The following is a 26197-nucleotide window of genomic DNA, read 5'->3' as shown; positions in this document are numbered from 1 at the left end:
TCCCCGGTCACGCCGTCCGATTGAGCCCAGTCGGGTAGCCCGAGGGAGAGACTCCCTCGGGCTACCCGACCTCGCGCGTGCACCCACAGAATGTCCAGCTGGTCGGTGCGGAGCCTCGTTCAAGCGGCACCGGCCGCCGTCCCTGCCGGATGGTTCGTCAGGCCGGGTTGCCCGTTACCGTGAAGAGACGGGTGCGGCCGATGTTGTCGAACGAGCCGAAGCCCACCCGACCGGAGGTGAAGGTGTTGTCCTTCGCGGTCAGCAGCGGATCCCGGTGCCCGTCGACGTAGACGGCGATCTCACCGGTGGCGGGCAGGTGCACGACTCGCACCTTGTGCCAGTCGGTGTCGACAATCGCCGGGTTGGTGCCGCGGGAGCGCCCGTTCCACTGCTGGTCGATCCGTTCCCGGTCGGCGTTGTTGACCTTGAAGATGCCGTTGTGCGGGTAGATCGTGTTGTCGGTGGACAGGTGCGCGTAGTAGTACTGCGTGTCCGACTGCCAGCCGAAGACAATGATGATGTCCCGGTTGGTGACCTCCACCGGTGTGTCGAGGCGCACCCGCGCGTCGATCTGCACCGACGACCAGGCCGGGCCCTTGGTGAGGATTGCGTACTCGAACGGCCGGCGCGGGCCGGGGCGGCTCACGCCGGCCTCGGCGAGGATCACCTCGTCGCCGTCGAACCGCCACTTCGACGGGGTCACCGGCGCCCAGTTGTCCGCGCCGCCGGTGTGAACGACCTTGGTCTTGCCCACGTCGCCCTCCGCCACCTTCTTGGTGCCGACCACCTTCCAGATCTTCCCGTTGGCCTTGGCCACGATGTAGAGCTCGCCGGCCGCGTCGGTGCCGAAGCGCAGGTCGACCCGGTTCGGGTCACCCGGCGCGCCCGGGCTGGACAGGTCCCGCATCCGCACCAGGTCGCCGGCGGTGGTGTACAGGGCGAGTTGGTGAATGGTGGCGAGCCCCGCATCGCGGCGCATCTCGTCCGCCTCGGTGTACATGATCCGGCCCTCGACGAGGTCGCCGAAGACGTACTTGCCGATCAGGGCCGGCAGGGTGTGGCCGCGGTAGACGAACCCGCCTGCCACCGCGACGCCCACGTCGGAGGTGCAGTTCCAACCCGGGGCCGGGTCGTGGTCGTACGCGGCGACCGGGTAGGTGTAGCCGTACTTCGCGTCGTCGGCCGGCAGCGGGTAGAGCTTGTCGCAGGGCTTGGTAGAAGTCTTGTCGAAGACCCACGACCCCTCGCGCTCGCTCCAGCCGAAGTTGTCCCCGGCCCGCACCTCGTAGATCGACTCGACGGCGTGCTCGCCGATGTGGCCGAGGAACATCTGGCCGGTGGCCCGGTCCCAGCTGAAGCGGTGCGGGTCACGGAAGCCCACCGCGTAGACCTCGCCCACCGCGCCGGCCTGCCCGACGAACGGGTTGTCCGCCGGGATGCCGTACCGGCCGTTGGGCGCGTTGGTGCCCTGCGGGTCGATACGCAGCAGCTTGCCGTGCGGCATCGCCATGTTCTGCGGGTCGGTGTTGCGTACGCCGAGGCCGCCGTCGCCGACCGCCAGGTAGAGCATCCCGTAGTCGCGGTCGCCCGGCTTCACGGTCGGGTTGAAGTTGATCTCCTGGATGCCGTGGACCTGGCCGCCGAAGCCGATGCGCAGCAGCTCCCGGTGGGTGCCGGAGAACGTGTCCGCGGTCGGGTCGGTGGCCGTCCACTCGTTGATGACGCCCTGGTAGATGGTCCCGGACTGGGCGTAGTCCGGCGTCCTGGTGGCGAGCGACGCCTGCTCGGTGTGGATGGTGTAGAACCGGCCGTTGCGCCCGAAGTCGGGGTGGAACGCGACGTACCCGAAGCCCTGGCCGAGGCCGCGGCCGGAGAAGAACTGCGGCGCGAACGTCGCCGCCACGTCCAGGTAGACGTGCGGCACGCCGTTCTCGACCAGGTACAGGTTGCCGTTCAGGTCCGGCACCGCCCGGCGGCCGGAACCGTCGGGCAGCTCGCTGATCGTGTTGATCCGGGCCTTGCGCATCAGCCGCTGGTCGGTCGGGGCTGGGTTCGGTTCCGACTGGGGGAAGCTGGTGAACTCCTGCAGCACCAGCCCGAGCCGGGACTGGGTCGGCGTCTCGCGGATGGGGTCGTAGATGGCCCCGGCGGCCCGGGCGGGCCCCGCGACCAGAGTGGACAGGACAAGGGTGGCGGCAGTGACCCCGGCGGTCAGTGCGGCTCTACGGAGCCTGCCGGTTCTGCCAGCGCGAATGAACACGCGGATTCTCCTTGTGGTTGGGACGGTCCGAGTAACGGTCAGCGGGTCGTCATGTAGCGGTACTGCTTGGCGATGTCGCGCGCCGGGATCACGCTGTCGAGGAACATGAGGCCGTCCATGCGGCAGTCGCACGGGTTGCGTTCCAAGGTGTTCTGCGGGAAGCTGCCGCCGATCTTGATGCCGCGCGGGTCGGTGGCGCTGGTGGCGTGTGGGCCGGGCCCGGACACCTTCCACGGGTCGCCGGCGACCGTGTAGAAGCCGTCGACCGGCTCGCCGTTGCGGTAGAGCGCCATGGTGCCGTTGGTGAAGTCGTATGTGGCGGCGAGGTGCACCCACTCCCCCTTCGGCAGCAGGGTCCGCCAGTCCTCGCTCGCGGCGAACGTCTGCGAGGCGCCACCGTCGAGGCGCCGGCCCAGGGCGACCAGGCGCAGCTCGCCGTTGACGTCGATGAGTTCCAGCAGGGCCCGTACGGCGTGTCCGTCCGAGTCGCCGGTCAGCACACCGGCCAGGCCGATGGCGTTGAAGCGGTCGGTCGGGTTCGCGGTGGTGGAGTTGAGCGCCGGTCCGTCCATCTCCCGCTTGAACCAGCCCATCACCGTCGCACCCTGCGCGTTGTTGAACGCGCGCAGCGTCGGGACGCCGGTGGACGACCAGACCCCGGCCTTCCAGTCGTCGTTGCCGGCGACCTCCGGGTTGACCTGCCGGGTCTGCAACGCGTTGCCGCTGCCCTCGTACGCCTGGTCGGGCACCCGCATGGCCGCGCCGCCGTTGATCAGTTCGATGTCGGTGCCCGAGCGGCCCAGGTCGCGTTCCAGGGCGGGGGCGCCGGGCGCCGGGTGGTCGAAGTCGTAGAAGGCGACTAGGTGCGACCACAGTGCCGGGTGGACGTCGTGCGGACCGGGCCGGTCAGCCTGGGCCGGGCTCGCCCCCGCGGTCAGGGCCAGGCCCAGTAGGGCGGTGGCCGCGACCGCTGCCCGTCTGGTTCTACTCATCGGAGGTGCTCCATTCGTCGTTGCGATGCCGGTCGCTGACGGAAGCGCTTACGTGACGTGTGTGGAACCCTGCTCGGGTCGCTGACTTTGAGGTACGTCTGGACGGGGGCAGATGGCCGGTGCCGTGCGTACGAAAGCGCTTACGAAAGCGCTTTCGTAGCCTATGCTGTGCCTTGCGCCACAGGCAAGAGCGCGGCGCGGATCAATGCTTCCCAGGAGTTGCGGATGCCCAGACCCAGTCCACGAGTGCGCCTCGTCGACGTGGCGGAACGCGCCGGTGTCTCGCTGGCGACCGCCTCGCGTGCTCTGGCCGGGCGGGAGGGCGTCAGCGAGGAGGTGGCCGACCGCGTCCGGCGGGTCTCCCGCGAGCTCGGCTACGTCGCCAACCCGTACGCCCGCACCCTCGCCGGCGGCATCAGCTCCACCGTCGGCCTGATCGTCCACCAGATCGACGACCCCTACTTCTCCGAGATCGCCAGCGGTGTCATCGAGGTGGCCGCCGAGGAGGGGCTGCTGGTCCAGATCGCCCACTCCGGCCGCGACCCGGGAAACGAGCTGCGCCAGCTGCACCACCTCATCGCCCAGCGGGTCGGCATCATCCTGATCGCCGGGTCCGGCTACAACGACCAGCGGGTGGAGGGCGAGGCGCGCGCCGAACTGGCCGGGTTCCAGCGTGCCGGCGGCCGGGTCGCGGTCATCGGCCGGCACGCCCTGGGCGTCGACGCCGTCCTGCCCGACAACGAGGCCGGCGGCCGCGCGATCGCCGCGCACCTGCTGGACCTCGGCCACCGGCGGATCGCCGTCGCTGCCGGGACCCCCGGACTGACCACGGTGGCCGACCGGCTCGCCGGGGTGGCCGCCGCGCTCGCCGAACACGGGCTCTCCCTCGGCGAGCTCCCCGTCGTGCACTCCGACTTCACCCGCGACGGCGGCCGGGTCGCGGCCGAACGGATCCTGCGCGAGCACCCGGACAGCACCGCGATCATCGCGCTCAACGACGCGATGGCCATCGGCGTCCTGTCCACCCTGCGCGCCCACCGCATCCCGGTGCCCGAACGGATGTCGGTGGTCGGCTTCGACGACGTGTCGGTCGCCGCCGACATCGCGCCGAGCCTCACCACGGTGCGCCTGCCGATGACGCAGATGGGGCGGATGGCGCTCACCCTCGCCCTCAAGCCCAAATCGGCCCGCCCGCGCCGCCGTCCCACCGGCCACACCCTGGTCGTCCGCGACTCGACCGGCGCCGCCCCGGTCCTCGGGCGCTGACCTGGGCCACCCCGTCCGCCGCGGCTGATCCGGTCCGCCCAGCCCCGGTCTCCAGCCCGGTGTCGAGAAGACAGATCCGCCGTCGAACCATCGCCGACGGGTTTCCCGCGCCGAGGCCCGGGAAGGCACCGGCATGGCCGATTCTTTCGTGGATGAGGACCTGGCGACGCTACGTGCCATCGCGTACTCCGCCGGGATCCCGGACATCGACCGGATGCCGCACGACGATCTGGTCGCCGCGCTGCGCCGGGCCGGCCTGGCCGAGCCGACAGGCGGGCCGATCGACACCAGCCTGGCCGATCCGGGCGATCCCGGCACGGACGAGGGCGTATACCACGGCCAGGGGGTCGGGCGACGCGAGTCCGCTGGCGGCCCTGCCGCCCAGACGGCGGCGTCCCCAGCGGGCGCGCCGAACCGGGGGCGTTCGGGCACCGACCACTGACCGGCGCTGACGACCAGTTCGACAGCCACCGCACGGGAGGCGACATGAGCGACGACATCAACCGCGTGGCGAAGTCCCGAGCCGACCACCTGCCCGGCGAGACCGCGCACCGAAGCATCGACGACCGCGGCGTGACGCGGGGCCGTACCGGGGATTCCCGCACCGCCGGCCCACCGGACGGCACGGGCACGGCTTCCGGGGTGGAGGGCATGCCCCGCAGCGACCTCAATCTCGGTGACGAGAGCACCGGCGGCCGGGCCGCCGAGCAGGCGATCGGGGCCCTGCCCGAGGAGTCCGGCACCGAGATCGAGGACCGTACCGAACGGTGAGGGTGCGGCGACGACGGCGGCCTCGCTGAGCGTGGCCGCCCCCGTCGCGTGGCGAAAACGTGCAGACCCGCGCCGCGTACGGCCGCGACCCGTCGGCCCCAGGCGACGGCCTACCCGGCAGCCGGTGCGGCGTGGCTGCCGGCGGCGGACGGCCGGTACGACTGCTGCGGCAGGCGGTACGCCAGGTCGATCGCCGTCTCGATGGCCTCGTCCTCGGCCAGCCGGTGCTCGACGACCAAGCGGGCCAGGTAGCCGGCGTCGATCCGCCGGGCGAGGTCGTGGCGGGCCGGGATGGAGAGGAAGGCGCGGGTGTCGTCGACGAAGCCGGAGGTGTTGTAGAAGCCCGCCGTCTCGGTCACGAGTTCGCGGAATCGGCGCATCCCGTCCGGGCTGTCGAGGAACCACCAGGGCGCGCCGAGCCGGACGGCCGGGTAGACGCCGGCGAGTGGGGCGAGTTCCCGCGAGTAGACCGTTTCGTCGACGGTGAACAGGATCATCCGGAAGTTCGGGTCACGCCCGAAGGCGTTGAGCATCGGTCGTAGCGCCCGGGTGAACTCGGCGGTGATCGGGATGTCGAATCCGCGGTCGGAGCCGAAGGCGTGGTGGATGGCGGTGTCGTGGTCCCGGAGCACGCCGGGGTGGATCTGCATGACGAGGCCGTCGTCCCGGGACATTCGGGCCATCTCGAAGAGCATGTGGCCGGCGAACGCGGCGGCCTCGTCGTCGCCCGCTTCGCCGCGGCAGGCCGCCGCGTAGATGCGCTTCGCCTCGACGTCTGACAGGGGCTCAGCGGCGGCGGTGAGGTGACCGTGGTCGGTGGCCCGGGCACCGGCCTCCGCGAAGGCCTCCCGTCGGCTCCGCAGGGCCGCGATGAAGCCGGCGTAGTCCCCGGTGTCGACTCCCGACAGCTTTTGCAGCTCGCGCACCCGGCGGGTCCAGCCGGCGGATTTGACGTGCGTCAGCGCGTCGGGGCGGAACGTGGGGACCACCCGCTCGCCCAGCCCGTCCGCCCGAAGCCGGGCGTGGTCGGCCAGCTCCGAGGTGGCCGGATCGGTGGTGGAGATCAGCTCGATGTTGAAGGCGTCGAGCAGCGCGCGGGGCCGGAAGGCCGGCTGCGCGAGGCGCGCTTCGATGAGGTCGTAGAGCGTGTCCGCGGTGTCCGGGCCGGGGGCCACGTCGATCTTGAGAACCTCGACGATCTCGTGCTCCAGCCAGTACCGGCTGGGGGTGCCGCGGAAGAGGTGCCAGTGGGCACAGAACCGCCGCCAGATCTGGCGGGGGTCGGTCTCGACCTCGCCGCCGTCAACGCGGGGTACGCCGAGGTCCGCCAGCGGTACGCCCTGCGACACGAGCATGCGGGTGACGTAATGGTCGGGTACCACCAGCAGGTGCGCCGGGTCCGAGAACCGCTGGTCCTCGGCGAACACCGCCGCCTCCACGTGCCCGTGCATGCACAGCAACGGCAGCCCCCGAGTGGACTGGTAGATCCGGCGGGCGACGGCACGGATGTCGTCTCCGGCTGGCAGGGCTCGGTCGGGATGCAGACGCAGCTGTGCCACGCAACTCTCCTCGTCGGCAGGGCGGAACAGTCCTGCAAAGGATTGCACCGACCCTGTCCCGAGGCAAGAGGCAGCTCTTTAGGCTTATGAAATCCATACGCACCGAGGTATTGACATTGCGCTGCAATCGGTTTCAGACTGCGAGGCACGCCACATCCGAGGAGGTGAGCCGTGCGAGCAACGATCCGCGAGGTGGCCCGTGAAGCGGGTGTCTCCGCGTCAACGGTGTCCCGAGCGCTGTCGACGCCGGAGATGGTCAACGCCGTGACTCGGGAACGGGTCCTGCGAGCGGCTGAGCGACTCGGTTACGCGCCGAACCGGGCAGCCCGAGGCCTCATCACGGGCCGCACCGGGAACCTGGGGCTGATCGTGCCTGACCTGACCAACCCCTTCTTCCCCAGCGTGGTGAAGGGGGTGCAGGCCCGCGCTCGGGAGGCGGACTACGCGGTCTTCCTCGCCGACACCGACGAGGACCCGACCGCCGAGGTCGGGCTGGTCCGCGCCCTGGCCAAGCAGGTGGACGGACTCATCCTCTGCTCTCCCCGAGGGCGCGAGGAGGAGATCCGCGACCTGACCGAGCACACCACACTCGTCATGGTCAACCGCCGCTTCGGCACCATTCCGTCCGTCGTGTTCGACAGCGCGGACGGGATCCGGCAGGCCATCGCCCATCTCCAGGCGCTCGGTCACCAGCGGGTCGCCTGGGTTGGCGGGCCGCGTACCTCCTGGTCGAACCGGGACCGGGTGCGTGCCCTCCGTACAGCGGCCAGCGCTGCCGGCATGGAACTGTTCGTGGTCGGTCACTTCCCACCCTACTTCGAGGGCGGGGTCGCCGCGGCGGACCTCGTCGTCGCCTCCGGCGTCACCTCGGTGATCGCCTACAACGACGTCATGGCCCTCGGCCTGCTCAGCCGGCTACGGGACCGCGGCGTGGACGTGCCGCAGGACATCAGCGTGATCGGCATCGACAACATCCAGATGTCGGTGATGTCCTCCCCGGCGCTCACCACCGTGTCGGTCAGCAAGGAACAGGCTGGGCGGGCCGCGGTCGACCTGCTGCTCGCCCTGCTGCTGCAGCCCGACGGCGTACGCAACACGCGCCGTGAGCTGCCGACGCAACTTCTCGTGCGCGGCTCCACCGGGGTCGCGCGAACCGCCTGATCACACCCCCCACCACCAAGGCCACGGCCACACCCCGACCACGGGGTGTCGTTCCCAGAGAGGGATCGTCATCATGGGCATTACCCGGCGGAGCGCCCTGATCGCCGCAGCATCGTCCGTCCTCACCCTCACCGCCGCCTGCGGGGCGCCGAACGGCTCCGGAGCCAGCGGTGACAGCACCGGCCCGGTGCCCGAGAAGCCGAAGCAGGCGGTCACGCTCAACGTCCTCGACGTGGCAGGCAACCTTCAGCTGACCCAGGACATGATCGACGAGTTCGTGCAGAAGAACCCCGACATCATCTCCCGGGTCACCTACTCCAAGGCGCCCGCCCCGGAGCTGGCCGGCAAGATCAAGGCGCAGCAGAACGCCAACCGCGTCGACATTGGCCTGGTGCTGACCGGTGTGGACGGTCTCGCCGCCGGCATCGACCAGAACCTGTGGATGGATCTGCTGCCGACCTACGCGGACCGGCTGCCCGGCATGAAGGACTACCAGGAGCCGGCCGCCGCGATGCAGAAGCTGGCGGGCAACGCCGGCGTCACCGTCACCTACTACCCGTCCGGCCCGCTGCTGGAGTACCTGCCCGCCAAGGTGTCCAACCCGCCGACCAACGCCGAACAGCTTCTCGCTTACGCCAAGGCGCACCCGGGCAAGGTCCAGTACGCCCGGCCGGCGAACTCCGGTCCGGCCCGGACCTTCCTGATGGGTCTGCCCTACATTCTCGGTGACAAGGACCCCAAGGATCCGGTCAACGGGTGGGACAAGACCTGGGCGTACCTGAAGGAGCTCAACCAGTACGTCGAGTACTACCCCAGCGGCACGACCGAGACGATGAAGAACCTGGCCAACGGGTCCGTCGAGGTGATCGCCTCGACCACCGGGTGGGACATCAACCCGCGTGTGCTCGGCACCGTGCCGAAGGAGGCGAGGGTCAGCTCGCTGCAGGGCTTCCACTGGGTGACCGACGCCCACTACGCGGTCATCCCCAAGGGCGCCTCCACCGACACCCAGGCAGCGGTGCTGGCACTGCTGAAGTTCATGCTCACCCCCGAGCAGCAGGCCAAGGCCTTCGACCAGGGCTACTTCTACCCGGGTCCGGCGGTGAAGGGGGTCGACCTGTCGATGGCGCCGCAGAAGAGCCAGGACGCGATCAAGGAGTTCGGCCGGCCGGAGTACGACGCGCTCATCGCCAACAACCCGACCGAGGTTCCGCTGGACGCGAAGGATCTCGTCGCGGCGTTCGACCGCTGGGACCGGGAGATCGGCAGCGGAAAGGTTAAGCAGGGATGAGCGCCACCACCTCAGGCTTCTCCGAGCTGCGGCTCGACGGGGTGTCCCGCCGGTTCGGCAGCCAGGACGCGCTGAGCGATCTCGACCTGACCATCCGAGCGGGCGAGTTCATCGCCCTGCTCGGGCCCTCGGGTTGCGGCAAGTCCACCGCGCTGAACTGTCTCGCCGGGTTGCTGCCGCTGACCGGCGGCAGCATCTGGCAGGACGAGAAGCGGGTCGACACCCTGCCGCCGGAGCGGCGCGGTTTCGGCATGGTCTTCCAGAGCTACGCGCTGTTCCCGCACATGTCCGTCCGCGCCAACATCGCCTTCGGCCTGCGGATGCGGCGTCTACCCAAGGACGAGGTCCGTCGGCGTACCGCGGAGGCGATCCGGCTCGTCCGGCTGGAGGAGCACGCGGACAAGCTGCCGGGCCAGCTCTCGGGCGGGCAGCAGCAACGGGTGGCGATCGCCCGAGCGGTCGTGCTCGAGCCGTCGCTGGTGCTGATGGACGAGCCGCTGAGCAACCTCGACGCCAAGCTCCGGCTGGAGATGCGCACCGAGATCCGCCGGCTGCACCAGTCCCTGGGACTGACCACGGTCTACGTGACGCACGACCAGGAGGAGGCGCTGTCGCTGGCCGACCGCCTGGTCGTGCTGCGGGGTGGCCGGGTGCAACAGATCGGGTCGCCGCAGGACCTGCACACCCGGCCGGGCAACTGGCACGTCGCGGACTTCATGGGTTACCGCAACCTGTGGCCGATGCGGGTGCGATCAGTGGAGGCTGGCCTCGCCACCGTCGAGGCCGACGGCCTGCGCCTGGTCGGCGACCCGATCGCCGCGGTCGACCCCGGTACGGCGGTGATCGTCGGCGTGCGGCCGGAGGACGTTCAGGTCGACGCGCCGGGCGCGGAGAACGCGCTCCCGGCCGAGATCGAGGTGGTCGAGTACCAGGGCCGGGAGTTGGCCGCGGAGGCCCGCACCGTCTCCGGCCTGCAGGTCCATGTACGAACCGAGCGGCGGATCGCCCCCGGCGACCGGGTCACCCTGAGCGTGGCGCCGCAGCGCCTGCTGGTCTTCCCCGCCGAGCCCGGCGAGCAACCCGCGCTCGCCCCAGACGACCCGGAGGACGCCGTGACCGAAGCACCGAGGCTGGTCGGATGAGCATCACGGCCGCGCGCCGGACGCCACCGGCCGGCGCGCCTCAGCCCTCCCGGGCGCACTGGCGGCACCGCCTCGCCGAACGGGGCGTCGACGGGCAACTGTGGCTGCTGGCACCGGCGGTGCTCTTCGTCGTCCTGCTCTTCCTGTACCCGTTCTTCTACGGGCTCGGCCTGTCCTTCCAGCCGACCGAGGGCGGCCCGTTCCACGACTACGCACGCTTCTTCGGGGACGCCTACCAGCGGGACACGATGTGGATCACGCTGCGCATCGCCCTTCCGGCTGCCCTGCTGAACGTGCTCGCCTCGGTGCCGATCGCCTACCGGATGCGGGGCCGGTTCCGCGGCAAGCGGCTGGTCACCATCCTGCTGGTGGTACCCATCACGCTGGGCACGGTGCTGACCGCCCAGGGCCTGCTCAGCTTCCTCGGTCCAACGGGCTGGTTCAACCGGATACTGCTGGCCCTGCACCTGACCGACGAACCGGTGCGGCTGGTGCACAACTACTGGGGTGTCTTCTTCTCGCTGATCATCACCGGGTTCCCGTTCGCCTTCCTGCTGGTGCTGTCGTATCTGACCGGCATCGACCCGACCCTGGAGCGGGCGGCGGCCACGCTGGGCGCGGGCTGGTGGCAGCGGTTCCGGATGGTCACGCTGCCGCTGCTGATGCCGGGGCTGGCAACGACCTTCTGCCTGACGTTCGTGCTGGCCTTCAGCGTGTTCCCGTCCGCCGTGCTGGTCGGCAACCCGGCCGGCGAGACCCGGGTCATCTCCATCGCCGCATACCAGGCGGCCTACGAGCAGTACGACTACCCGTACGCGTCCGCGATCGCCATGATCATGGGTTTGATCGAGCTGGTCGTCATCTCGGTCGTGCTGCTCGGCCGCACCCGCCTCTACACCGGCTCGACGGGAGGTAAGGGCTGATGAGCACCGTCACCGAGATCCGCCCTGGCGCGACAGCCACCGCCGAGGTCCGACCCCGACGACGGCTGGTCGCGCGTCCAGCCGCCTGGCTGGTCTGGGGCGTGGTCGTCTTCTTCTTCCTCAACCTGCTCGGCGTCGTCGGATCCGTCCTGGTCAGCTCCTTCGGCCAGCGCTGGTTCGACACCTGGCTGCCCGACGGCTACACCGGCAAGTGGTACGGCGAGGCGTGGCACGAATTCGCGCTCTTCGACGTCATCGTCGTCACCCTGCAGGTCTCCCTGCTGGTCGTGGCGCTGTCTCTGCTGGTCGGGGTGCCGGCGGCCTACGTCCTGGCCCGGCGCAACTTCCCCGGCAAGCGGGTGGCGTACCTGGTTTTCCTGCTGCCGATCCTCATGCCGCCGATCACCTACGGCATCCCGCTGGCGACGGTGCTGTACAAGTTCGGCCTCGCCGGTCATCTCTCGGGCGTCGTGCTGGCGAACCTCGTGCCGTCGGTGCCGTTCGTGATTCTCACGATGACGCCGTTCATCGAGCAGATCGATCCGCGGATCGAGAGTGCCGCCCGGATGTGCGGTGCGGGGCTGGGGTCCGTGTTCGTCCGGGTGCTGGCGCCGCTGCTGCTGCCCGGGATGCTCGCCTCGGCCATCCTGGTCCTGGTCCGGACCGTCGGCATGTTCGAGCTGACCTTCCTGACCGCCGGCCCGGACTCGCAGACGCTCGTCGTCGCCCTCTACTACTCGATGTCCGCGGCGGGCATCCGGGCGCAGCAGTCCGTGGATGCCATGGCGATCATCTACACGTCGATGATGCTGGTGCTGCTCGTGGTCAGCCTGCGCTACGTCAACCCCACGCAGCTGGTGGCCCGGGTCAAGGAGGAGCCGGAGTCGTGAGCGGCGTGATCGAGCTGCTGCGCCGGCAGCGCGTCCTGCCGGTGCTGCGGCTGCCGTCTCCGGCGGCGGCCACGACGGCGGCGACGGCGATGTTCGCGAACGGCATGCGGGTTGTCGAGGTGACCGCCACGACACCGGACTGGGCCACCGCGGTGCGGGACGCGCGCCGCGAGGCGCCCGACGGGGCGCTGGTTGGGCTCGGCACCGTGACCAGCGGGGCGCTGGCCGCACAGGCCGTCGAGGCGGGGGCGCAGTTCCTGGTCAGCCCGTGGCCGGCGGCCGACGTGCGGGCGGTCGCGGACAGCGCCGGGCTGCCCTTCCTGCAGGGGGCGTTCACCCCCGGCGAGGTGGCGGCCGCCGCCGCGCACGGACCGGTCAAGGTGTTCCCCGCCCATGTCGGTGGCCCCAGCTTCCTGGTCAGCCTGCGGCAGCTGCTGCCGGGAGCGGACCTCGTACCGACCGGGGGGATCGCGTTGGAGGCGGTGCCGGACTGGCTGCGGGCCGGTGCGTGCGCGGTCGGCGTCGGCAGTGACCTGCTCCGGCCGGGTGCGGCGGACCGGCTCCGTTCCCTGCTGCGCGCATTCGAGGAGACGTCATGAACAAGTCGTCGGCGCCGTACCTGCCGGCGAACCGGCTCGAGGACGGCACGGTGCACCCGTGCTGAGCAGCGGCACCACCCCGGATGTCCTCGTTCTCGGCGAGATCCTGGTCGAGCTGACCGCGCGGGAACCGCTGCGGGACGGCGCGGCGCTCCGGCTGGGTTTCTCCGGGGACGCGCTGAACGCGGCCGCGGCCGCCGCGGCCGCCGGCGCGCACACCTGCCTGCTGGCCCGGGTGCCCGACGACGAACTGGGCGACGAGCTGGTGGCGCGGGTGGCCGGACTCGGCATCGACACGTCGTGCCTGATCCGCACCCGCGGGCAGCACGGCCTCTACCTGCAGCACGCCGACCCGTCCGGGCAGCGCGAGTTCGTCTACGTCCGGCGCGGCAGCGCCGGCTCCGGGTTGTCCGCCACGGACGTACCTGAAGACCTCGTCGGGCGCGTCGGTGCGGTGCTGTCCAGCGGCATCGCCTGCGCGATCTCGACGACGACGTTCGAGGCGGTGCGGGTGGCCGCCCGCGCCGCCCGCTGTTTCGTCTACGACCCCAACTGGCGGCCACGCCTGGTCGGCGCCGACACCGCCGGCGCTCACCTGCGGGCGCTGGCCCCGCACGCACGGCTGGTCACGCCGGCCTGGCCGCGGGAAGCCGCCGCGCTGCTCGACACCGCGGTGCCGGGTCCGGCCGCGGCATGCGCCGCGTTCCGCGCGCTCGGCGCGGCAGCGGTCGCCCTCACCCAGGGCGCCGGCGGCGTCCTGCTCGACGACGGCGGGCAGCGGACCGAGATTCCCGCGTACCCCGCGGAGCAGATCGTCGACCAGACCGGCGCCGGCGACGTGCTGGCCGGCACCGTGGCCGCCCGGCTGGCCCTCGGCGACGGCCTGCCGGACGCGGTCCGGCTCGGCGCGGCCGCGGCGGCGCTGTCGCTGCGGGGCCACGGCGGCACGGGATACCTGCCGGAGCTCGCCGAGTCCCGCCGGCTGGTCGCACAAATCGGAGTGGAGGTGCCGGGATGAGCCTGGTGGTGCTGCACGAGAGCGACGACGTCGCCGTGGCGACCACAGCGATGCCGGGCGGGATCCCCGTGGCGGTACGCGGGGCGGACGAGGTGACGCTGCGCGGCGACCTGCCCGCCGGGCACAAGGTCGCGCTGCGGGACCTGCCCGCCGGGGCACTGCTACGCAAGTACGGCCAGGTGATCGGGCGTACGCTCGCCGAGGTCCGCGCCGGCGAGCACGTGCACGTGCACAACCTGGGCATGCCGGAGAACACCGCCATCCGTGCGGCGCAGAATGCGACGGGCTCCGCCGCGCGGCTGCCCGCCGACCTGCGGCGTAGGTTCCACGGCTACCGCCGGCCGGACGGGCGGGTGGCCACCCGCAACTACATCGGCGTGCTCACCACGGTCAACTGTTCGGCGACGGTGGCGCGCAAGGTCGCCCGACTCACCGAGGACCTGGCCGAGGACATCGACGGCGTCGACGGCGTGGTGGCCCTGACCCACGGCACCGGCTGCGGCATGGCGGCGCAGGGCGACGGCTGGGATCTGCTGCGGCGCACCCTGGCCGGGTACGCGTGCAACCCGAACATCGGCGGCCTGGTGGTGATCGGGCTCGGCTGCGAGGTCAACACGGTTGCGGGCCTGATGGCGGACCTCGGTGTGGCCGACCACGTGCCGGTGTCGTCGTACACCATTCAGGAGCTGGGCGGGACCTCGTCGGCGGTGCAGCGCGGCGTTGACCTGGTCCGCGGCATGATGGGCGACCTGACCGGCACGGCGCGTACCGAGGTGGACGTGGCGGAGTTGGTGCTCGGCCTGCAGTGCGGCGGATCCGACGGCTGGTCCGGCCTGACCGCGAACCCGGCCCTCGGTGTCGCGTCGGATCTGCTGGTCGCCGCGGGCGCCACCAGCGTCCTCGGTGAGACGCCGGAGGTGTACGGGGCGGAGCACCTGCTGGCCGCCCGGGCCACCAGCCCGGCGGTGGCGGACGCGTTACTGGCTCGTATCCGCTGGTGGGAGGAGTACACCCGGCAGCAGGGCACGACGCTGGACGCGAACCCCTCCCCCGGTAACAAGGCCGGCGGCATCACCACGATCCTGGAGAAGTCGCTGGGTGCGGTGGCCAAGGCGGGCCACAGCCCGCTTGCCGCGGTCCGCGAGTACGGCGAGCAGATTCCCCGGCCGGGGCTGGTGTTCATGGACACCCCCGGCTACGACCCCGTCTCGGTGACCGGGATGGTCGCCGGCGGAGCGAACCTGATCTGCTTCACCACCGGCCGCGGTTCGGTATTCGGCAGCCGCCCGGTGCCGACCGTCAAGCTCGCCACCAACGCGGAGCTGGCCGCCCGGATGGTCGGCGACGTCGACCTGGACTGTTCACCCGTGGTGGAACAGGCCGTACCGCTGGAGGAGATGGGCCGCCGGGTGTACGACCTGCTGCTCGACGTCGCGTCGGGGCGGCGCACCGCCAGCGAGGAACTGGGCCTGGGCGGAGAGGAGATCGTGCCGTGGCAGCTGGGGGCGGTGCTGTGAGCGACGAGGCCGAGGTCGGGCAGCGGCTGCGCCTCGACGCGCTGGACAGACTGGCCGGGCCGGACCGGCCCTGGACCGGCCCGCAGGTCGATCCGCGCGCGCTGCGGGTCGGGATCGTGCACCTCGGGATCGGGGCCTTCCACCGAGCGCACCAGGCCGTCTTCACCGAGCTGGCCGCCGCGGCGACCGGCCGCGACGACTGGGGCATCACGGGCGTCACCCAGCGGTCGGCATCTGTACGCGAGCAGCTGATGCCGCAGGACGGCCTCTACACGGTGCTCGAACGGGGTGCCGACGTGGCGTCGCTGCGCGTTGTCGGAAGCGTCCGGGAGGTCGTCTTCGGTGCCGGCGACCCGGCGGCGGTCGTCGACCGGATCGCGGACCCGGCGGTACGCCTGGTCACGCTGACCGTGACCGAGAAGGGGTACCGACGCGACGGCACCGGCGGGCTGGACCGGTCGGATCCGGAGGTGGTGGCCGATCTCGCCGGCCGGCCACCCCGGACCGCCATCGGCCAACTGGTACGCGGGCTGCAGCGCCGGCACGCGCAGAGCGGGGCACCGGTCACCGTGCTGCCCTGCGACAACCTCACCGACAACGGTCAGGTGCTGCGCGGGCTGGTGCACGACTTCGTGGCCGCGCTGCCCTCGGCGCAGGCGGCCGGATTCGCCGACTGGATCGCGAGCTCGGTGCGTTTTCCCTCCTGCATGGTCGACCGGATCGTGCCGGCCACCACGGAGGAGGATCGCGCCGACGTCCGGCGGGCACTGGGCCTCGAGGACCGGGGCGTCGTGGTCGCCGAGCCGTTCAGCCAGTGGGTGGTCGAGGACGACTTCGCCGCCGACCGACCGGCCTGGGAACGCGCCGGCGCGGTGCTGACCGCCGACGTGGCCGGCTGGGAGGCGGTGAAGCTGCGCATGCTCAACGCCAGCCACTCCCTGCTCGCCTACCTGGGCGCCCTGGCGGGGTACGACACCATCGCGGCCGCGCTCTCCGACGATCGACTGTCGGCGGCCGCGGAGGCCCTGATGGTGGAGGACGTGACGCCCACCCTTCGGGTGCCCGACGGGCTCGACCTGACCGACTACCGGCGCCAGGTGCTGACCCGCTTCGCCAACCCGGCGCTGCGGCACCGTACCGTGCAGGTGGCGATGGACGGCTCGCAGAAGCTGCCGGTGCGACTGCTGGGCACGGTGCGGGACCGGCTGGCCGCCGGGGCGGTGCCGCGGCACGCGGCCCTCGCGGTCGCGGCCTGGATGGTGTACGTGTCGCAGGGCCGCGATGTGCGGGGGCGAAAGCTTCCGCTGGACGATCCGATGGCCGACCGGCTGCAGGCCGCTGCCGCGACAGCCGACGGTGAGCCGCATCGCCTCGTCGAATCGCTGCTGCGCATTCCGGAGATCTTCGGCGCGGATCTTCCCGAGCACGACGGGTTCCGGACGGTGCTGGTGGACCACGTCGCGCGGCTGCTGAAGGGCTGATCCCGAGTCCTGTTCGACACGGCGGTGCCGCTGCCCCGGTCGGGGCAGCGGCACCGCCGGTCGAGGCCTATCGACTGCCCGGTCGGGGCGGGGCGGTGGAGCCGCGTACGGCCAGCTCGACCGGCACCCTGGTCGCCGTCGTCGACGGCCTGGTGCCCTCGGTAGCGAGCCGCTGCCAGGCCAGCCGGCCCACGGTCCGCTTGGGCACGGCGACGGTGGTGAGCCCCGGTGGCGTCAGCCCGCTGAGCGGGATGTCGTCGAACCCGGTCACCGAGACGTCGTCCGGCACGGCGACCCCGAGTTCGCTGAGCCGGCTCAGCACCCCCAGCGCGACGTAGTCGTTGAAGGCGACGATCGCCGTCGGTTTGTGCCCCAGGGCCTCCTCGGCCGCCCGGTGGCCGTCCGGGGCCGTCGACCCGCACGGGATCTGCACGAGGTCGAGCCCGCGGCCGGCGGCCGCGCGCAGGGCGCGCAGGCGCTGGCCGTCTGACCACGCGTTGGGCGGTCCCTGCAGGTAGACCAGGCGTCGGTGCCCGAGGGAGGCGAGATGTTCGTACAGCTGCGTCATCCCCTGGTGGTAGTCCACCAGCACCGCCGCCACCGACGGGTCCCGCACCAGACGGTTGACCAGCACCAGGGCCGGGAGCTTGGCGGCCAGCTCCCGGACCCGGGTGGTGCTCATCCGTGGTGAGCAGAGGATCACGCCGTCCACCCACCGTCCCATTTCGGTGGCGACGCGGTACTCGACCTCGGGATCCTCGTCGGTGTCCGCCACGAGGGTGCGCCATCCACGCTCGCCGGCCGCCGGCGTCGCACCCTTGAGCACCTCGGCGAAGTAGGGGTTCGCGAGGTCCGGGACGACGACGCCGACGGTGTGCGAGCGTCCGCTGAGGAGCACCTGGGCTGCGGGGTTGGGCCGGTAGTCCAGCCGCGCGGCGGCCTCGCGTACCCGCTCGGCCAGGTCGACCGAGACCGGCTTGGCGCCGGTCAGCACCCGGGACACGGTCGCGGTGGACACCTGCGCGAGTCGGGCCACGTCGTGGATGGTCGACCGTGGCGGTGAACTCCTGGGCGTTCGCTGCTGCACCGCCTCATTTGACCATGTGGCCGCCCGCGGTCTGGACAACCGGCTCAGCCAGCTGCGGACGCGAGCGCGAGCGGCTCGCCGTTCTCGGTGACGTTGCGCAGCACGACGTTGTCGACGTACTCCACCACGCCCGGCTTGCGAGTGGTGCCGAAGTCCACGTTGGTGAGCTTCACGCCGTTGATGTGGTCGTCGGCGTAGCCGCGCAGGTTGAGGCTGCGATCGGCCTGGCGGACGGTCAGGTTCTGTACGTCGATGTTGCGCACCACCGGGTTGAACCCGTAGCCGGGGCCCTCCTCGTAGTAGAAGTTGATGTCGATGACGGCGCCGGCGACCTCGCCGATGCGGATGTCGCGGGCGTAGATGTCGGTGATGAACCCGCCGCGGACCGAGTTCGTCTTGAACCGCAGGGCGATGTCGAGGTTGGGGCTGGACATCTCGCAGTTACGGGCGAAGACGTTGCGCACCCCGCCGGACATCTCGCTGCCGATGGTCACCCCGCCGTGGCCGTCGCGCATCAGGCAGTCCTCGATGAGGATGTCCTCGCTCGGTACGTTGACCCGGCGCCCGTCGGTGTTGCGGCCGGCCTTGATCGCGATGCAGTCGTCGCCGGTGTCGAAGGTGCAGCCGCGGATGACGACCATGCGGCTGGCCTCCGGGTCGCAACCGTCGTTGTTCGGCCCGTGCGAGTTGACGGTGACGTTCTGCACCAGCACGTTCTCGGACAGCGTCGGGTGGATCTCCCACATCGGCGAGCGAAGGATCGTCACGCCCTCGATGACCACGTTGCGGCAACGGTACGGCTCGATGAAGGACGAGCGCAGATAGTCGCCCTCGCCGAACACCCGCTCCTCGACCGGCACGCCCTGCTCGGCCATCGCGAACAGCCGGGCCCGGGCGGCGTCCTGCTTCGGGTCGCCCTTCTTCCAGCCGTACTCGGCCTTGCCCTTCCACGGCCACCAGTGCTCGTTGTCCGCCTGGCCGTCCAGCACCCCAGAGCCGGTGACCCCGATGTTCTCCTGCTCGAAGGCGTAGATCAGCGGGGAGTAGTTGTAGAGCTCGACGCCCTCGAACCGGGTCAACACGGCCGGCAGGTAGTCGGCGGGGCGCTGGCTGAACAGCACCACCGCGTCGGCGGTGACGTGCAGGTCGACGTTGCTGAGCAGGTGGATCGGCCCGGTGAGGAACCGGCCGGCCGGAACCAGCACGTGCCCTCCCCCGGCCCCGTGGCAGGCGGCGATCGCCTGCCTGATCGCCTCGGTGCAGTCGGTCGTGCCGTCACCGACGGCGCCATACTCCTGGATGTCGAACCAGCGGTTGGGGAAGTGCGGGCGGCGCACCTTGGCGCTGATGTACTCGGCGCGGGCCCAGGGGTTGCCGGGGGGCGTGGGATCGGCGCTCGCCCGGCCGGGGACCAACGATGCGAAGGCTGCGGCGGAGGCGGCCGCGCCCGCCCATCGGAAGAGATCGCGCCTGCTGTGCTCGGTAGCCATGGTGGGTTCTCCTGGTTCTGCTGGTCGCAGGGTAGGTAAAGCTTTTCCTACCCTGCGGAATGATCGGCGTCAACGGATTGACGGACGGGGGCAGCTCCTGCGACGCTGGCCGGCGGGAAAAGCTTTGCCTGCCCCCTCCGCACCGGGTGCGCCTTCCCGGGGTCGGCGCGGGCCCGCGCTGCCGGGCAGATTGAAGGTAGAGGTCGTGGAACGATGACGAACGCCACCCGCAGAACATTCCTGGGAACTGCTTTGACGGCGCTGGTGCTCTCCATCGCCCCACCCGCCCTTGCGGTCAGCCCCGCCACTGTCCCGGAGTCCGTGTCCGTCGTCCCCTCGGCGGAGGGCATCCACGTCGTTGGCATCTCGAGCGACACGATCACCCTGGCTTCCGGTGACACGTTCATCTATACGGTGGACACCCCCGAGGGTCAGGGCCGCACCACACTCGAGGTCAAGACGGTGGACCAGCTGCTGAAGGAGATCACCTCCAAGGACCGTTCCGCCCAGACCTACACGGTCGAGGACTCGCAGGGTGCTCAGAAACAGGCCACTGACCGCGTCGTGCCGGGCGACGTCCTCACCGTGACCGCGGAACACAAGACACACCACTACGCGATCGACGTCGTCAAGGGCGCGGTGCGCGGCCAGCTGGAGCTGCAACACGACGTGATCACCGCGAACACCAGTTCGAACGTGGTCGTGAACTTCACATCCGGGATGAGAAGTCCGGCCACCGACGTGCGTGTGAAGGTGCCACGAGGAATCCGCGCCACGATGGACCACACGACCGTCAACGTCATCGGTCGGGGAGAAGTCAGCCTGTCCGGGCTCGCGACGCAGTCGGTCGGCAGGGTCGGAGCGGGCTACCGGTTCCCGAGAGTGGGGACGGCCACGATCGAGGACGCTCAAGACGGCAGCCAGGTCATCACGTTTCGCGGGCTCGACCTCAGGCCCTCGAACGGCACCGACCTGCAGATCCGGTTCACGGACGTCTCGGTCAGGCAGGGCAGCTACTCGTTCGAAGTCTCCTACACCACCTCCGAGCCCGAGAAACTGACGAGCCCGGCAGCCACGGCCAGCCTCCAGGTCGTCAAGGCCGTCAGCGACTTCCATCGCGTGCTGGACAAGAGCCTGACCTACAAGGAAACCCTGGACACCTACACCAAGGCGCGATTCAAGTGGACGACGCCCCGGTTCCCATCATCCGTCAGGTTGATGCAGTCGACGGACGGGGGCGCAACCTGGACGCAGAGCAAGGCCACGATCGACACCAGCATCGGCGAAGTCGAGGTCGAGGACCTGACACCGAACACCGAGTACGGCTTCAAGCTGCAGGTCACAGGCGGTGAGAACAACGGCGAGTCGAACGTCGCAACGTTCTACACCGGCAAGCTGGACGTCAAGCTGATGGGGGCCAAGGGCGACGGGCTTGCCGACGACACGGAAGCGATCAATCGGGCGGTCCGCTACCTGAACAAGATCGGCGGCGGGACGTTGCTGTTCGAGAACGGCAAGTTCAACGTCAGGACCGTCCACCTGCTCAGCAACGTCTACCTGTACGTCAACAGGGATGCGACCATCTCCGCGATCAAGGGCGCCGACGCGCCTGAGACCTCGTACTTCTCCGACCGGGCCTATCGCTCGGGTACGTCTCCGACCGACACGGGGCCCTACCGGGACCCCGAGAACTACACGACCAAGCAGGACGTCGGCCACACCTACTTCAGGAACAGCATGTTCTTCGGTGAGCGGGTCGACAACGTCAAGATCATCGGGAATGGCCGGATCACGGGCAACGGCAACCTCGTGACCAGCGACGGCGTCATGAACAACGCTCCCGACCTCAGGGCCGACAAAATGGTGACCCTGAAGCTCAGCACCAACGTCGAGATCGGCGGGCTCGACAACGGCTTGGACCTCTGGTACGAGGAGACCGACTCACCCACGACCGACCAGCCGTACTACATCAAGAGCCTGGCCAAGGACGGCACGACCGAGTCGAGGCAGACAGACATCAGCAACATGCTGAAGGTCGACAACGCCGGACACTTCGTGCTGCTGGCCACCGGCACGGACCACATCAACACGCACGACTTCTACTACGACAAGGGCAAGGGCGGTCAGGCGCGGGACGTCTTCGACTTCATGCAGAGCAGCTACGTCACCGCCAGGAACATCTACGCCAAGGGAACGTCCGACGACATCGTCAAACCCGGCAGCGACTCCTCCCTGGGGTTCACCAGGCCGGCGACCGACTTCTACGTCCGGAACATCATCGGCGACACGAACTGCAACCTCTTCCAGATCGGCAGCGAGACAGCCGACGACATCAGGAACGCGTACGTCGACAACATCTATGTGCTGGCCGGCAACAAGGCCGGTTTCTCCATCTCCACCAACGACGGCGCGACGGTCGAGAACATCTACCTGAACTCGGGTAGGACGGGACCAGTACACCACCAGGCGCAGATGCGACGCACGCGGGCCCCCTTCTTCATTTCGATCTCCAACCGTGGCCGCCTGATCGGCGGGCAGGCGCAGCGAACGAAATTTATGGAAAACGGCGTGCAGCGGGACGAGTTGCTGAGCACCACCGTCAACATCGGCCACGTCCGCAACGTTCACGTCAAGGACGTCAACATCGAAGAGGTCTACGGGGGCAGTCAGTACGGCGACCCCTCGAAGCGATGGGTTCCCTACACCAACCAGAGCAAGGCGACGCCGATCATCGCCGGCTACAAGGTCGGCGAGGGCGGACCGACCCTCCCGGACGGCCGCGCCATCGGCTACGTCGAGAACGTCACGTTCGAGAATGTGAACCTGCTGGTGAAGGGCGGCAACAGCTACGAGGACTCGCAGATCAGCCCTCCGGAGCTCGGCGTGGGTAAGTACAACGTCGCCGACTTCGGGGTGCAGCCCTCCTACGGGTTCTGGGCGAGGCACGTGCAGGGATTGAGCTTCAAGAACGTGACGACGAACTTCGAGGGCAACGACGACCGCTACGCCTTCGTGCTCGACGACGTCAAGAACGCGGAGCTCGACGGTGTGACGATGGTGAGGGGAAGAAACAACCCCAGCGTCATCGAGCTGAAGAACGCCAGCAACATCACCGTGCGTAACTCCGCCTTCTACGACGGCACCTGGGGAAACCAACTGACTCCTCTCCAAAACCTCACCAACGTGACAGTGTCGGACGCCCAGGCCTATCCGCCGAAAGTGACGGATCCGCACAACACCGCAATCCAGCTCAAGCGGGGCGGGCACGACAACGTGACGGGCTTGGACACCGAAGCACGGGTCGTCACGGCGGTGCTGGGGTCCACGGTGGCCGACCTGACCACGCAGATCGAGTCGACGGACGGCTCCGCCCAGACGTACGCCGTCGCCGCTCCCGACGGTCGCCCGAGGAGCGCGGCCGAATTGATCGACACCGGGGACAGCCTGATCGTCACGGCGGAAGACGGCACGACGCGAGCGGAGTACGGGATCGTCGTCCCACTTGAGCTGGTGATCGAGGGAGAGTCGCAGCTCGGTTCGGTCGAGAAGAGTATCCCCAGCATCACCCTTTCCACCTCCTCGACGAACGGGAGGACGTACCTGCAGACCAGCTCGGTGCCGGCCGGGGAGTGGATCCAGTTCCCCGTCGATGTTCCCGTCGCAGGCACCTATGACGTGTCGTACCAGTACAAGACGAACACGTCCGGAAGGGCGACGGTCCAGGCGTACGTGGACGGGGTCGCGAGCGGGGCGGCGGTCGACCAGAACAGCTCGACGGCCAACGTGTACGTCCCGGTGAGCCTGGGGAAAGTGACCTTCGCGGAGGCCGGAAAGCACACGGTCCGCTTCGAGGCCGTGAAACCAGGGTCGATCGTCATCGACTACATCAAGCTCACGAAGGTAGCCGGCTGACAAGCAGGTTGACAGGCGGTGAGGTCGGGGGCGCTCCACGCGCTGCCCCAGCCTCACCGCCACTGTCGGCGACCTACGCCGCCGCGGCGTCGGCCTCAGGCATCAGCCCCGACACGACGTCGCCCTGGTCGCCGTGAACGTCGACCTGGTGGTGCACTGCGTCAAGGACGTACCCGGGGACCGGCCGGCACCGGCAGGCACGGTGATGGCCGCCTACCTCACCCGCGACGACGTCCGGGACTGCCTCGTACACCCGGGCGGACTGCGCATCGAGCAGCTACCCGCCAGCACCCGGATCGGTACCTCCGCGGTCCGGCGGGTCGCGCAGCTGGCCCTGCACTGGCCGAACCTGGTGCCGGTGGCCATCCGCGGCAACGCGAACAGCTGGCTGGCCAAGCTCGACGCCGGCGAGACGTACGACGCGCTGCTGCTCGCGGTCTCCGGCCTGCAGCGGATCGGGCAGGCCGACCGGATCACCCACCCGATCGACGTCGACATGATGGTCCCGGCCGTCGGCTCCGACACCCTGGTCCTGCAATGCCGCGACGACGACACCGGCACCCGTGACCTGGCCTCGAGCCTCAGCGACCCGCGGACCGGGCAGGAGACCGTGGCCGAGCGGACCATGTTGCACATCCTGCAGGGCAACTGTCACTCACCGATTGCTGCCCTCGCGCGCACCGAGCCCGACGGGCGCCTCGGCCTGCGGGCGAGGGTGATCAGCCTCGACGGCAAGACGGTGCTCGACGTGCACGAATGGGCGGCGGACCCGATCACCCTCGGGACCTCCGTCGGGCCGACGAGCAGCGATTCGAGGTCGCCGGAGAAGTCCCGGGACAGGCCGCTACCGGTGCCATCCACGCCCTGCACGCCGACGGTCACACTGCGCGGTGCGACGTCGGCAATCGTGATCGCGTACGAACGGGCGTTCGTGATCACGACGTTCCAGTGCGCCATCCGGGCTCCGAACAGGGGACCCGACGCCGCCGAACCACCCACCGATCCGTTGTTTTCGACGGTGATGGCCGTTCGTGCGTTCTCGAACGGCAGAGCGCGGTGGGTGTCGAACGTGCCCTCCGACATGCGGCCACGCCGGTAGACATTCCCGGACGAGAGGCCCTCGAGGTTAAGGCCGTGATGGACGGCCCCGGACGGAACCGGGACGATGAACCGCTCGATCTCGAAGTGCTCCACCAGGTTGTCGTTGGACTGCATACGACAAGCGAAGCTGTGATGGGCGGCCCGTCCGCCGACGGCGACCTCCGTGAGGGTGACCGACTTGGCTGAGGTGAACCCGAAGCCGAGGTCGCAGTTCTCGACCCGCACGTCACGCGCCCAGCAGTCGTGGACGGCTTGGAAGCAGACGCCGTTCGAGCCCGGATGCCTGTTGTGCGCCGTCTGGGGAACCAACTCGTTCCGGATGGTGAGGCGCTCGACGCCCGCCTCGGAGACGGTGGGGCCGATGTCGCGTAGCCGTGCGGGCCAACCGGGCCGGAGGTCGTACTTGAGTGGTTGGGACAGCCGGATCAGGCGTTTGTTGAACACCGCCTCGACCCGTACCGGCCACTGCAGCGTCGCGTACTGCACATACTGGCCGCCGGATCCCGTCACGAGCTGCGGTGCCCGGCGCGGCCAATCGTAGCTCTGAGTGCCGGGTACGTCGCCGGCCAGGTGCCTCAGCAGGCCGGCGTCCGACGGGTTCTGGCACTCCAGGACGACCATGTCACCGGCGCTCAGCCGGCTGCTGTCCGACACGACAAGGGTCTGCTGGCCGCGCGATGCCGCGCCGATCTCGGCGAGCACGTCGCCGAGCAGCCAGCCCTCGGTTCCGGCGTAGTCCTCGGCCTCGCATTGCGCCCGGCGCTCCGGCGACACGAACCAGATCTGTCCGCCCGTCCAGGACCAGCGGCTGTTTCCGCTGTCCTGTCGGTTCGGTCGGTAGCCATCATCGAGGGTGCGCGTGAAATGCAGCACCGTGGAATCCCGACTGGCGCCGCGGAGCACGACGTTGGACCAGTGCATCCAGACCGGTCCGGACAGGGTGTAGACCCCTGGTGGCACCAGAACGACGCCTCCACCGTTCTCGCCCGCCCAACGGATGGCGTCATTGAACGCGGCCGCGCTGTCTGTCCCGTCGGTGCGGGCACCGAAATCGGTGACCTTCGCGACGACGGGAGGCGTCGGCGGTTTACTGCCGAGTCGGTAGCCGGCGCGGGACACGTCGGGCACCAGCGGATGGGAGCCAGGTGCCGCTCGCCACTGTTCCAGCAGGTCGGCGGAAGCATCGCTGTCTTGGCTGACCGTCGCCGCCTCTGCTGCCTGGGCGGGAGGAGCGGTGCCGGTCAGCGCGGTGGCGGCGGTGGCTGCCGCGCCCAACCCGAAGAGCCCACGTCGAGTGATGGCGGGACGCGCGCTGGTGGACGGCATGGCAATTCCTCCGGGACCGGGTGCGGGGCGGCGGATGGGTGAAACGGTTCGCGAGCAAGAACGACCACACCAGAGGGCCATCGGAGGAGTCAATGGGTTCCCGCTTTGAAACATGTTTCGAACGTCGCTCGCCGGCCGAGCCGGGCCGGAGGCACCCCGATGGATCCGACAGCCGTCTTGCCGATCCACGAGGCCAGCGGTAAACGGCGCAACATCCAGGTCCGTTACACAATAACTGTCATTATGATGTAGTGTCGTTATGTCCATTTTGTTCGCAAGGTTTTTGGTATTGCCGTTACCGGTAATCCGATTATCGGCGTCCGATGGAGCGCCGAGCAGCTCGGCAGTCGCGGACGCCTCTGTCGCTTCGCAGCTGAGTTGGCGAGCCGGCCCGCCGCTGTGGCGAGAGGT

The 26197-nt window shown here is 69.8% G+C and carries 19 protein-coding genes and 1 pseudogene; 14 read left to right on the top strand and 6 right to left on the bottom strand.

Annotation, left to right across the window (positions count from 1 at the left end; genetic code table 11):
* Positions 1-157: 157 nt before the first annotated feature.
* Together ACNAVT_RS22985 and ACNAVT_RS22980 are read right to left on the bottom strand one after the other, a co-directional pair.
* Positions 158-2260 carry a PQQ-dependent sugar dehydrogenase gene (locus ACNAVT_RS22985; RefSeq protein ID WP_416299212.1) on the bottom strand — a complete coding sequence of 701 codons (2103 nt, stop codon included), beginning with the start codon at positions 2258-2260 and terminating at the stop codon, positions 158-160.
* A gap of 38 nt (positions 2261-2298) precedes the next feature.
* The gene (locus tag ACNAVT_RS22980; protein WP_416299211.1) at positions 2299-3252 is read right to left on the bottom strand and encodes a LamG-like jellyroll fold domain-containing protein; all 954 of its coding nucleotides are present in this window, start codon (positions 3250-3252) and stop codon (positions 2299-2301) included.
* A 225-nt stretch (positions 3253-3477) separates the two neighbouring features.
* On the opposite strand from ACNAVT_RS22980, the gene ACNAVT_RS22975 reads away from it, so the two are divergent.
* From ACNAVT_RS22975 to ACNAVT_RS22965, 3 genes are all read left to right on the top strand, one after another.
* A complete protein-coding gene (locus ACNAVT_RS22975; protein ID WP_416299210.1) occupies positions 3478-4518 on the top strand; it encodes a LacI family DNA-binding transcriptional regulator in 1041 nt (346 codons plus the stop codon).
* Between the two features lie 133 nt (positions 4519-4651).
* Positions 4652-4960, top strand: coding sequence for a hypothetical protein (locus tag ACNAVT_RS22970; protein ID WP_416299209.1), 309 nt, complete (start codon positions 4652-4654; stop codon positions 4958-4960).
* 44 nt (positions 4961-5004) lie between these two features.
* Complete coding sequence (locus ACNAVT_RS22965) at positions 5005-5289, top strand: hypothetical protein (protein WP_416299208.1); 285 nt, start codon at positions 5005-5007, stop codon at positions 5287-5289.
* Between the two features lie 110 nt (positions 5290-5399).
* Here ACNAVT_RS22965 and uxaC read toward each other — a convergent pair whose 3' ends face one another.
* Positions 5400-6848 carry a glucuronate isomerase gene (gene uxaC, locus ACNAVT_RS22960; RefSeq protein WP_416299207.1) on the bottom strand — a complete coding sequence of 483 codons (1449 nt, stop codon included), beginning with the start codon at positions 6846-6848 and terminating at the stop codon, positions 5400-5402.
* Positions 6849-7019: 171 nt separating this feature from the next.
* Here uxaC and ACNAVT_RS22955 point away from each other — a divergent pair, with 171 nt between their 5' ends.
* The 9 genes from ACNAVT_RS22955 (at position 7020) to ACNAVT_RS22915 (ending at position 16870) form a co-directional block, all read left to right on the top strand.
* A complete protein-coding gene (locus ACNAVT_RS22955) occupies positions 7020-8009 on the top strand; it encodes a LacI family DNA-binding transcriptional regulator (protein ID WP_416299206.1) in 990 nt (329 codons plus the stop codon).
* Between the two features lie 73 nt (positions 8010-8082).
* Positions 8083-9300, top strand: a complete 1218-nt coding sequence (locus ACNAVT_RS22950) for an extracellular solute-binding protein (RefSeq protein WP_416299205.1) — start codon at positions 8083-8085, stop codon at positions 9298-9300.
* Positions 9297-10442 (top strand): ABC transporter ATP-binding protein, encoded by a 1146-nt coding sequence (locus tag ACNAVT_RS22945; RefSeq protein ID WP_416299204.1) that lies wholly within the window; start codon positions 9297-9299, stop codon positions 10440-10442. Before ACNAVT_RS22950 ends, ACNAVT_RS22945 begins: the two co-directional genes overlap by 4 nt.
* Entirely contained in the window at positions 10439-11365 is a 927-nt protein-coding gene (locus ACNAVT_RS22940) for an ABC transporter permease (protein WP_416299203.1), read from the top strand. The genes ACNAVT_RS22945 and ACNAVT_RS22940 overlap by 4 nt, the downstream gene beginning before the upstream one ends.
* Positions 11365-12255 carry an ABC transporter permease gene (locus ACNAVT_RS22935; protein ID WP_416299202.1) on the top strand — a complete coding sequence of 297 codons (891 nt, stop codon included), beginning with the start codon at positions 11365-11367 and terminating at the stop codon, positions 12253-12255. Before ACNAVT_RS22940 ends, ACNAVT_RS22935 begins: the two co-directional genes overlap by 1 nt.
* On the top strand, positions 12252-12854 hold the full coding sequence (locus ACNAVT_RS22930) for a bifunctional 4-hydroxy-2-oxoglutarate aldolase/2-dehydro-3-deoxy-phosphogluconate aldolase (protein ID WP_416299201.1): 603 nt from the start codon (positions 12252-12254) through the stop codon (positions 12852-12854). The genes ACNAVT_RS22935 and ACNAVT_RS22930 overlap by 4 nt, the downstream gene beginning before the upstream one ends.
* Before the next feature lie 58 nt (positions 12855-12912).
* Complete coding sequence (locus tag ACNAVT_RS22925) at positions 12913-13872, top strand: PfkB family carbohydrate kinase (RefSeq protein WP_416299200.1); 960 nt, start codon at positions 12913-12915, stop codon at positions 13870-13872.
* Positions 13869-15389, top strand: coding sequence for a UxaA family hydrolase (locus ACNAVT_RS22920; RefSeq protein WP_416299199.1), 1521 nt, complete (start codon positions 13869-13871; stop codon positions 15387-15389). Before ACNAVT_RS22925 ends, ACNAVT_RS22920 begins: the two co-directional genes overlap by 4 nt.
* Positions 15386-16870 carry a mannitol dehydrogenase family protein gene (locus tag ACNAVT_RS22915; protein WP_416299198.1) on the top strand — a complete coding sequence of 495 codons (1485 nt, stop codon included), beginning with the start codon at positions 15386-15388 and terminating at the stop codon, positions 16868-16870. Before ACNAVT_RS22920 ends, ACNAVT_RS22915 begins: the two co-directional genes overlap by 4 nt.
* 67 nt (positions 16871-16937) lie before the next feature.
* Here the strand turns inward: ACNAVT_RS22915 and ACNAVT_RS22910 are convergent, their stop codons facing one another.
* The gene (locus ACNAVT_RS22910) at positions 16938-17906 is read right to left on the bottom strand and encodes a LacI family DNA-binding transcriptional regulator (protein ID WP_416299197.1); all 969 of its coding nucleotides are present in this window, start codon (positions 17904-17906) and stop codon (positions 16938-16940) included.
* 95 nt (positions 17907-18001) lie between these two features.
* Positions 18002-19447, bottom strand: coding sequence for a glycoside hydrolase family 28 protein (locus ACNAVT_RS22905; protein WP_416299196.1), 1446 nt, complete (start codon positions 19445-19447; stop codon positions 18002-18004).
* 669 nt (positions 19448-20116) lie between these two features.
* Here ACNAVT_RS22905 and ACNAVT_RS22900 point away from each other — a divergent pair.
* The gene (locus ACNAVT_RS22900) at positions 20117-23359 is read left to right on the top strand and encodes a carbohydrate-binding domain-containing protein (RefSeq protein WP_416299195.1); all 3243 of its coding nucleotides are present in this window, start codon (positions 20117-20119) and stop codon (positions 23357-23359) included.
* Between the two features lie 133 nt (positions 23360-23492).
* Positions 23493-24092, top strand: a pseudogene (hemC, locus tag ACNAVT_RS22895) (hydroxymethylbilane synthase); the annotation flags it as partial.
* On the opposite strand, the gene ACNAVT_RS22890 reads toward hemC, so the two are convergent.
* Positions 24011-25786, bottom strand: a complete 1776-nt coding sequence (locus tag ACNAVT_RS22890) for a glycosyl hydrolase family 28-related protein (protein WP_416299194.1) — start codon at positions 25784-25786, stop codon at positions 24011-24013. The pseudogene hemC and the gene ACNAVT_RS22890 sit on opposite strands and share 82 nt — an antisense overlap.
* Positions 25787-26197 lie beyond the last annotated feature (411 nt).

The sequence above is a fragment of the Micromonospora sp. SL4-19 genome, from assembly GCF_047921475.1.
Taxonomy (GTDB): domain Bacteria; phylum Actinomycetota; class Actinomycetes; order Mycobacteriales; family Micromonosporaceae; genus Micromonospora.
This window is presented reverse-complemented; position numbering and strand designations above follow the sequence as displayed.

What these genes read in the sequence shown, in the direction of transcription:
- ACNAVT_RS22920 (WP_416299199.1), top strand. Translation starts at nt 13,869, where the DNA reads ATGAGCCTGGTGGTGCTGCACGAGAGCGACGACGTCGCCGTGGCGACC.
- ACNAVT_RS22965 (WP_416299208.1), top strand. Translation starts at nt 5,005, where the DNA reads ATGAGCGACGACATCAACCGCGTGGCGAAGTCCCGAGCCGACCACCTG.
- ACNAVT_RS22890 (WP_416299194.1), bottom strand. Translation starts at nt 25,786, where the DNA reads ATGCCGTCCACCAGCGCGCGTCCCGCCATCACTCGACGTGGGCTCTTC.
- ACNAVT_RS22980 (WP_416299211.1), bottom strand. Translation starts at nt 3,252, where the DNA reads ATGAGTAGAACCAGACGGGCAGCGGTCGCGGCCACCGCCCTACTGGGC.
- ACNAVT_RS22970 (WP_416299209.1), top strand. Translation starts at nt 4,652, where the DNA reads ATGGCCGATTCTTTCGTGGATGAGGACCTGGCGACGCTACGTGCCATC.
- ACNAVT_RS22945 (WP_416299204.1), top strand. Translation starts at nt 9,297, where the DNA reads ATGAGCGCCACCACCTCAGGCTTCTCCGAGCTGCGGCTCGACGGGGTG.
- ACNAVT_RS22950 (WP_416299205.1), top strand. Translation starts at nt 8,083, where the DNA reads ATGGGCATTACCCGGCGGAGCGCCCTGATCGCCGCAGCATCGTCCGTC.
- ACNAVT_RS22975 (WP_416299210.1), top strand. Translation starts at nt 3,478, where the DNA reads ATGCCCAGACCCAGTCCACGAGTGCGCCTCGTCGACGTGGCGGAACGC.
- ACNAVT_RS22940 (WP_416299203.1), top strand. Translation starts at nt 10,439, where the DNA reads ATGAGCATCACGGCCGCGCGCCGGACGCCACCGGCCGGCGCGCCTCAG.
- ACNAVT_RS22935 (WP_416299202.1), top strand. Translation starts at nt 11,365, where the DNA reads ATGAGCACCGTCACCGAGATCCGCCCTGGCGCGACAGCCACCGCCGAG.
- ACNAVT_RS22905 (WP_416299196.1), bottom strand. Translation starts at nt 19,447, where the DNA reads ATGGCTACCGAGCACAGCAGGCGCGATCTCTTCCGATGGGCGGGCGCG.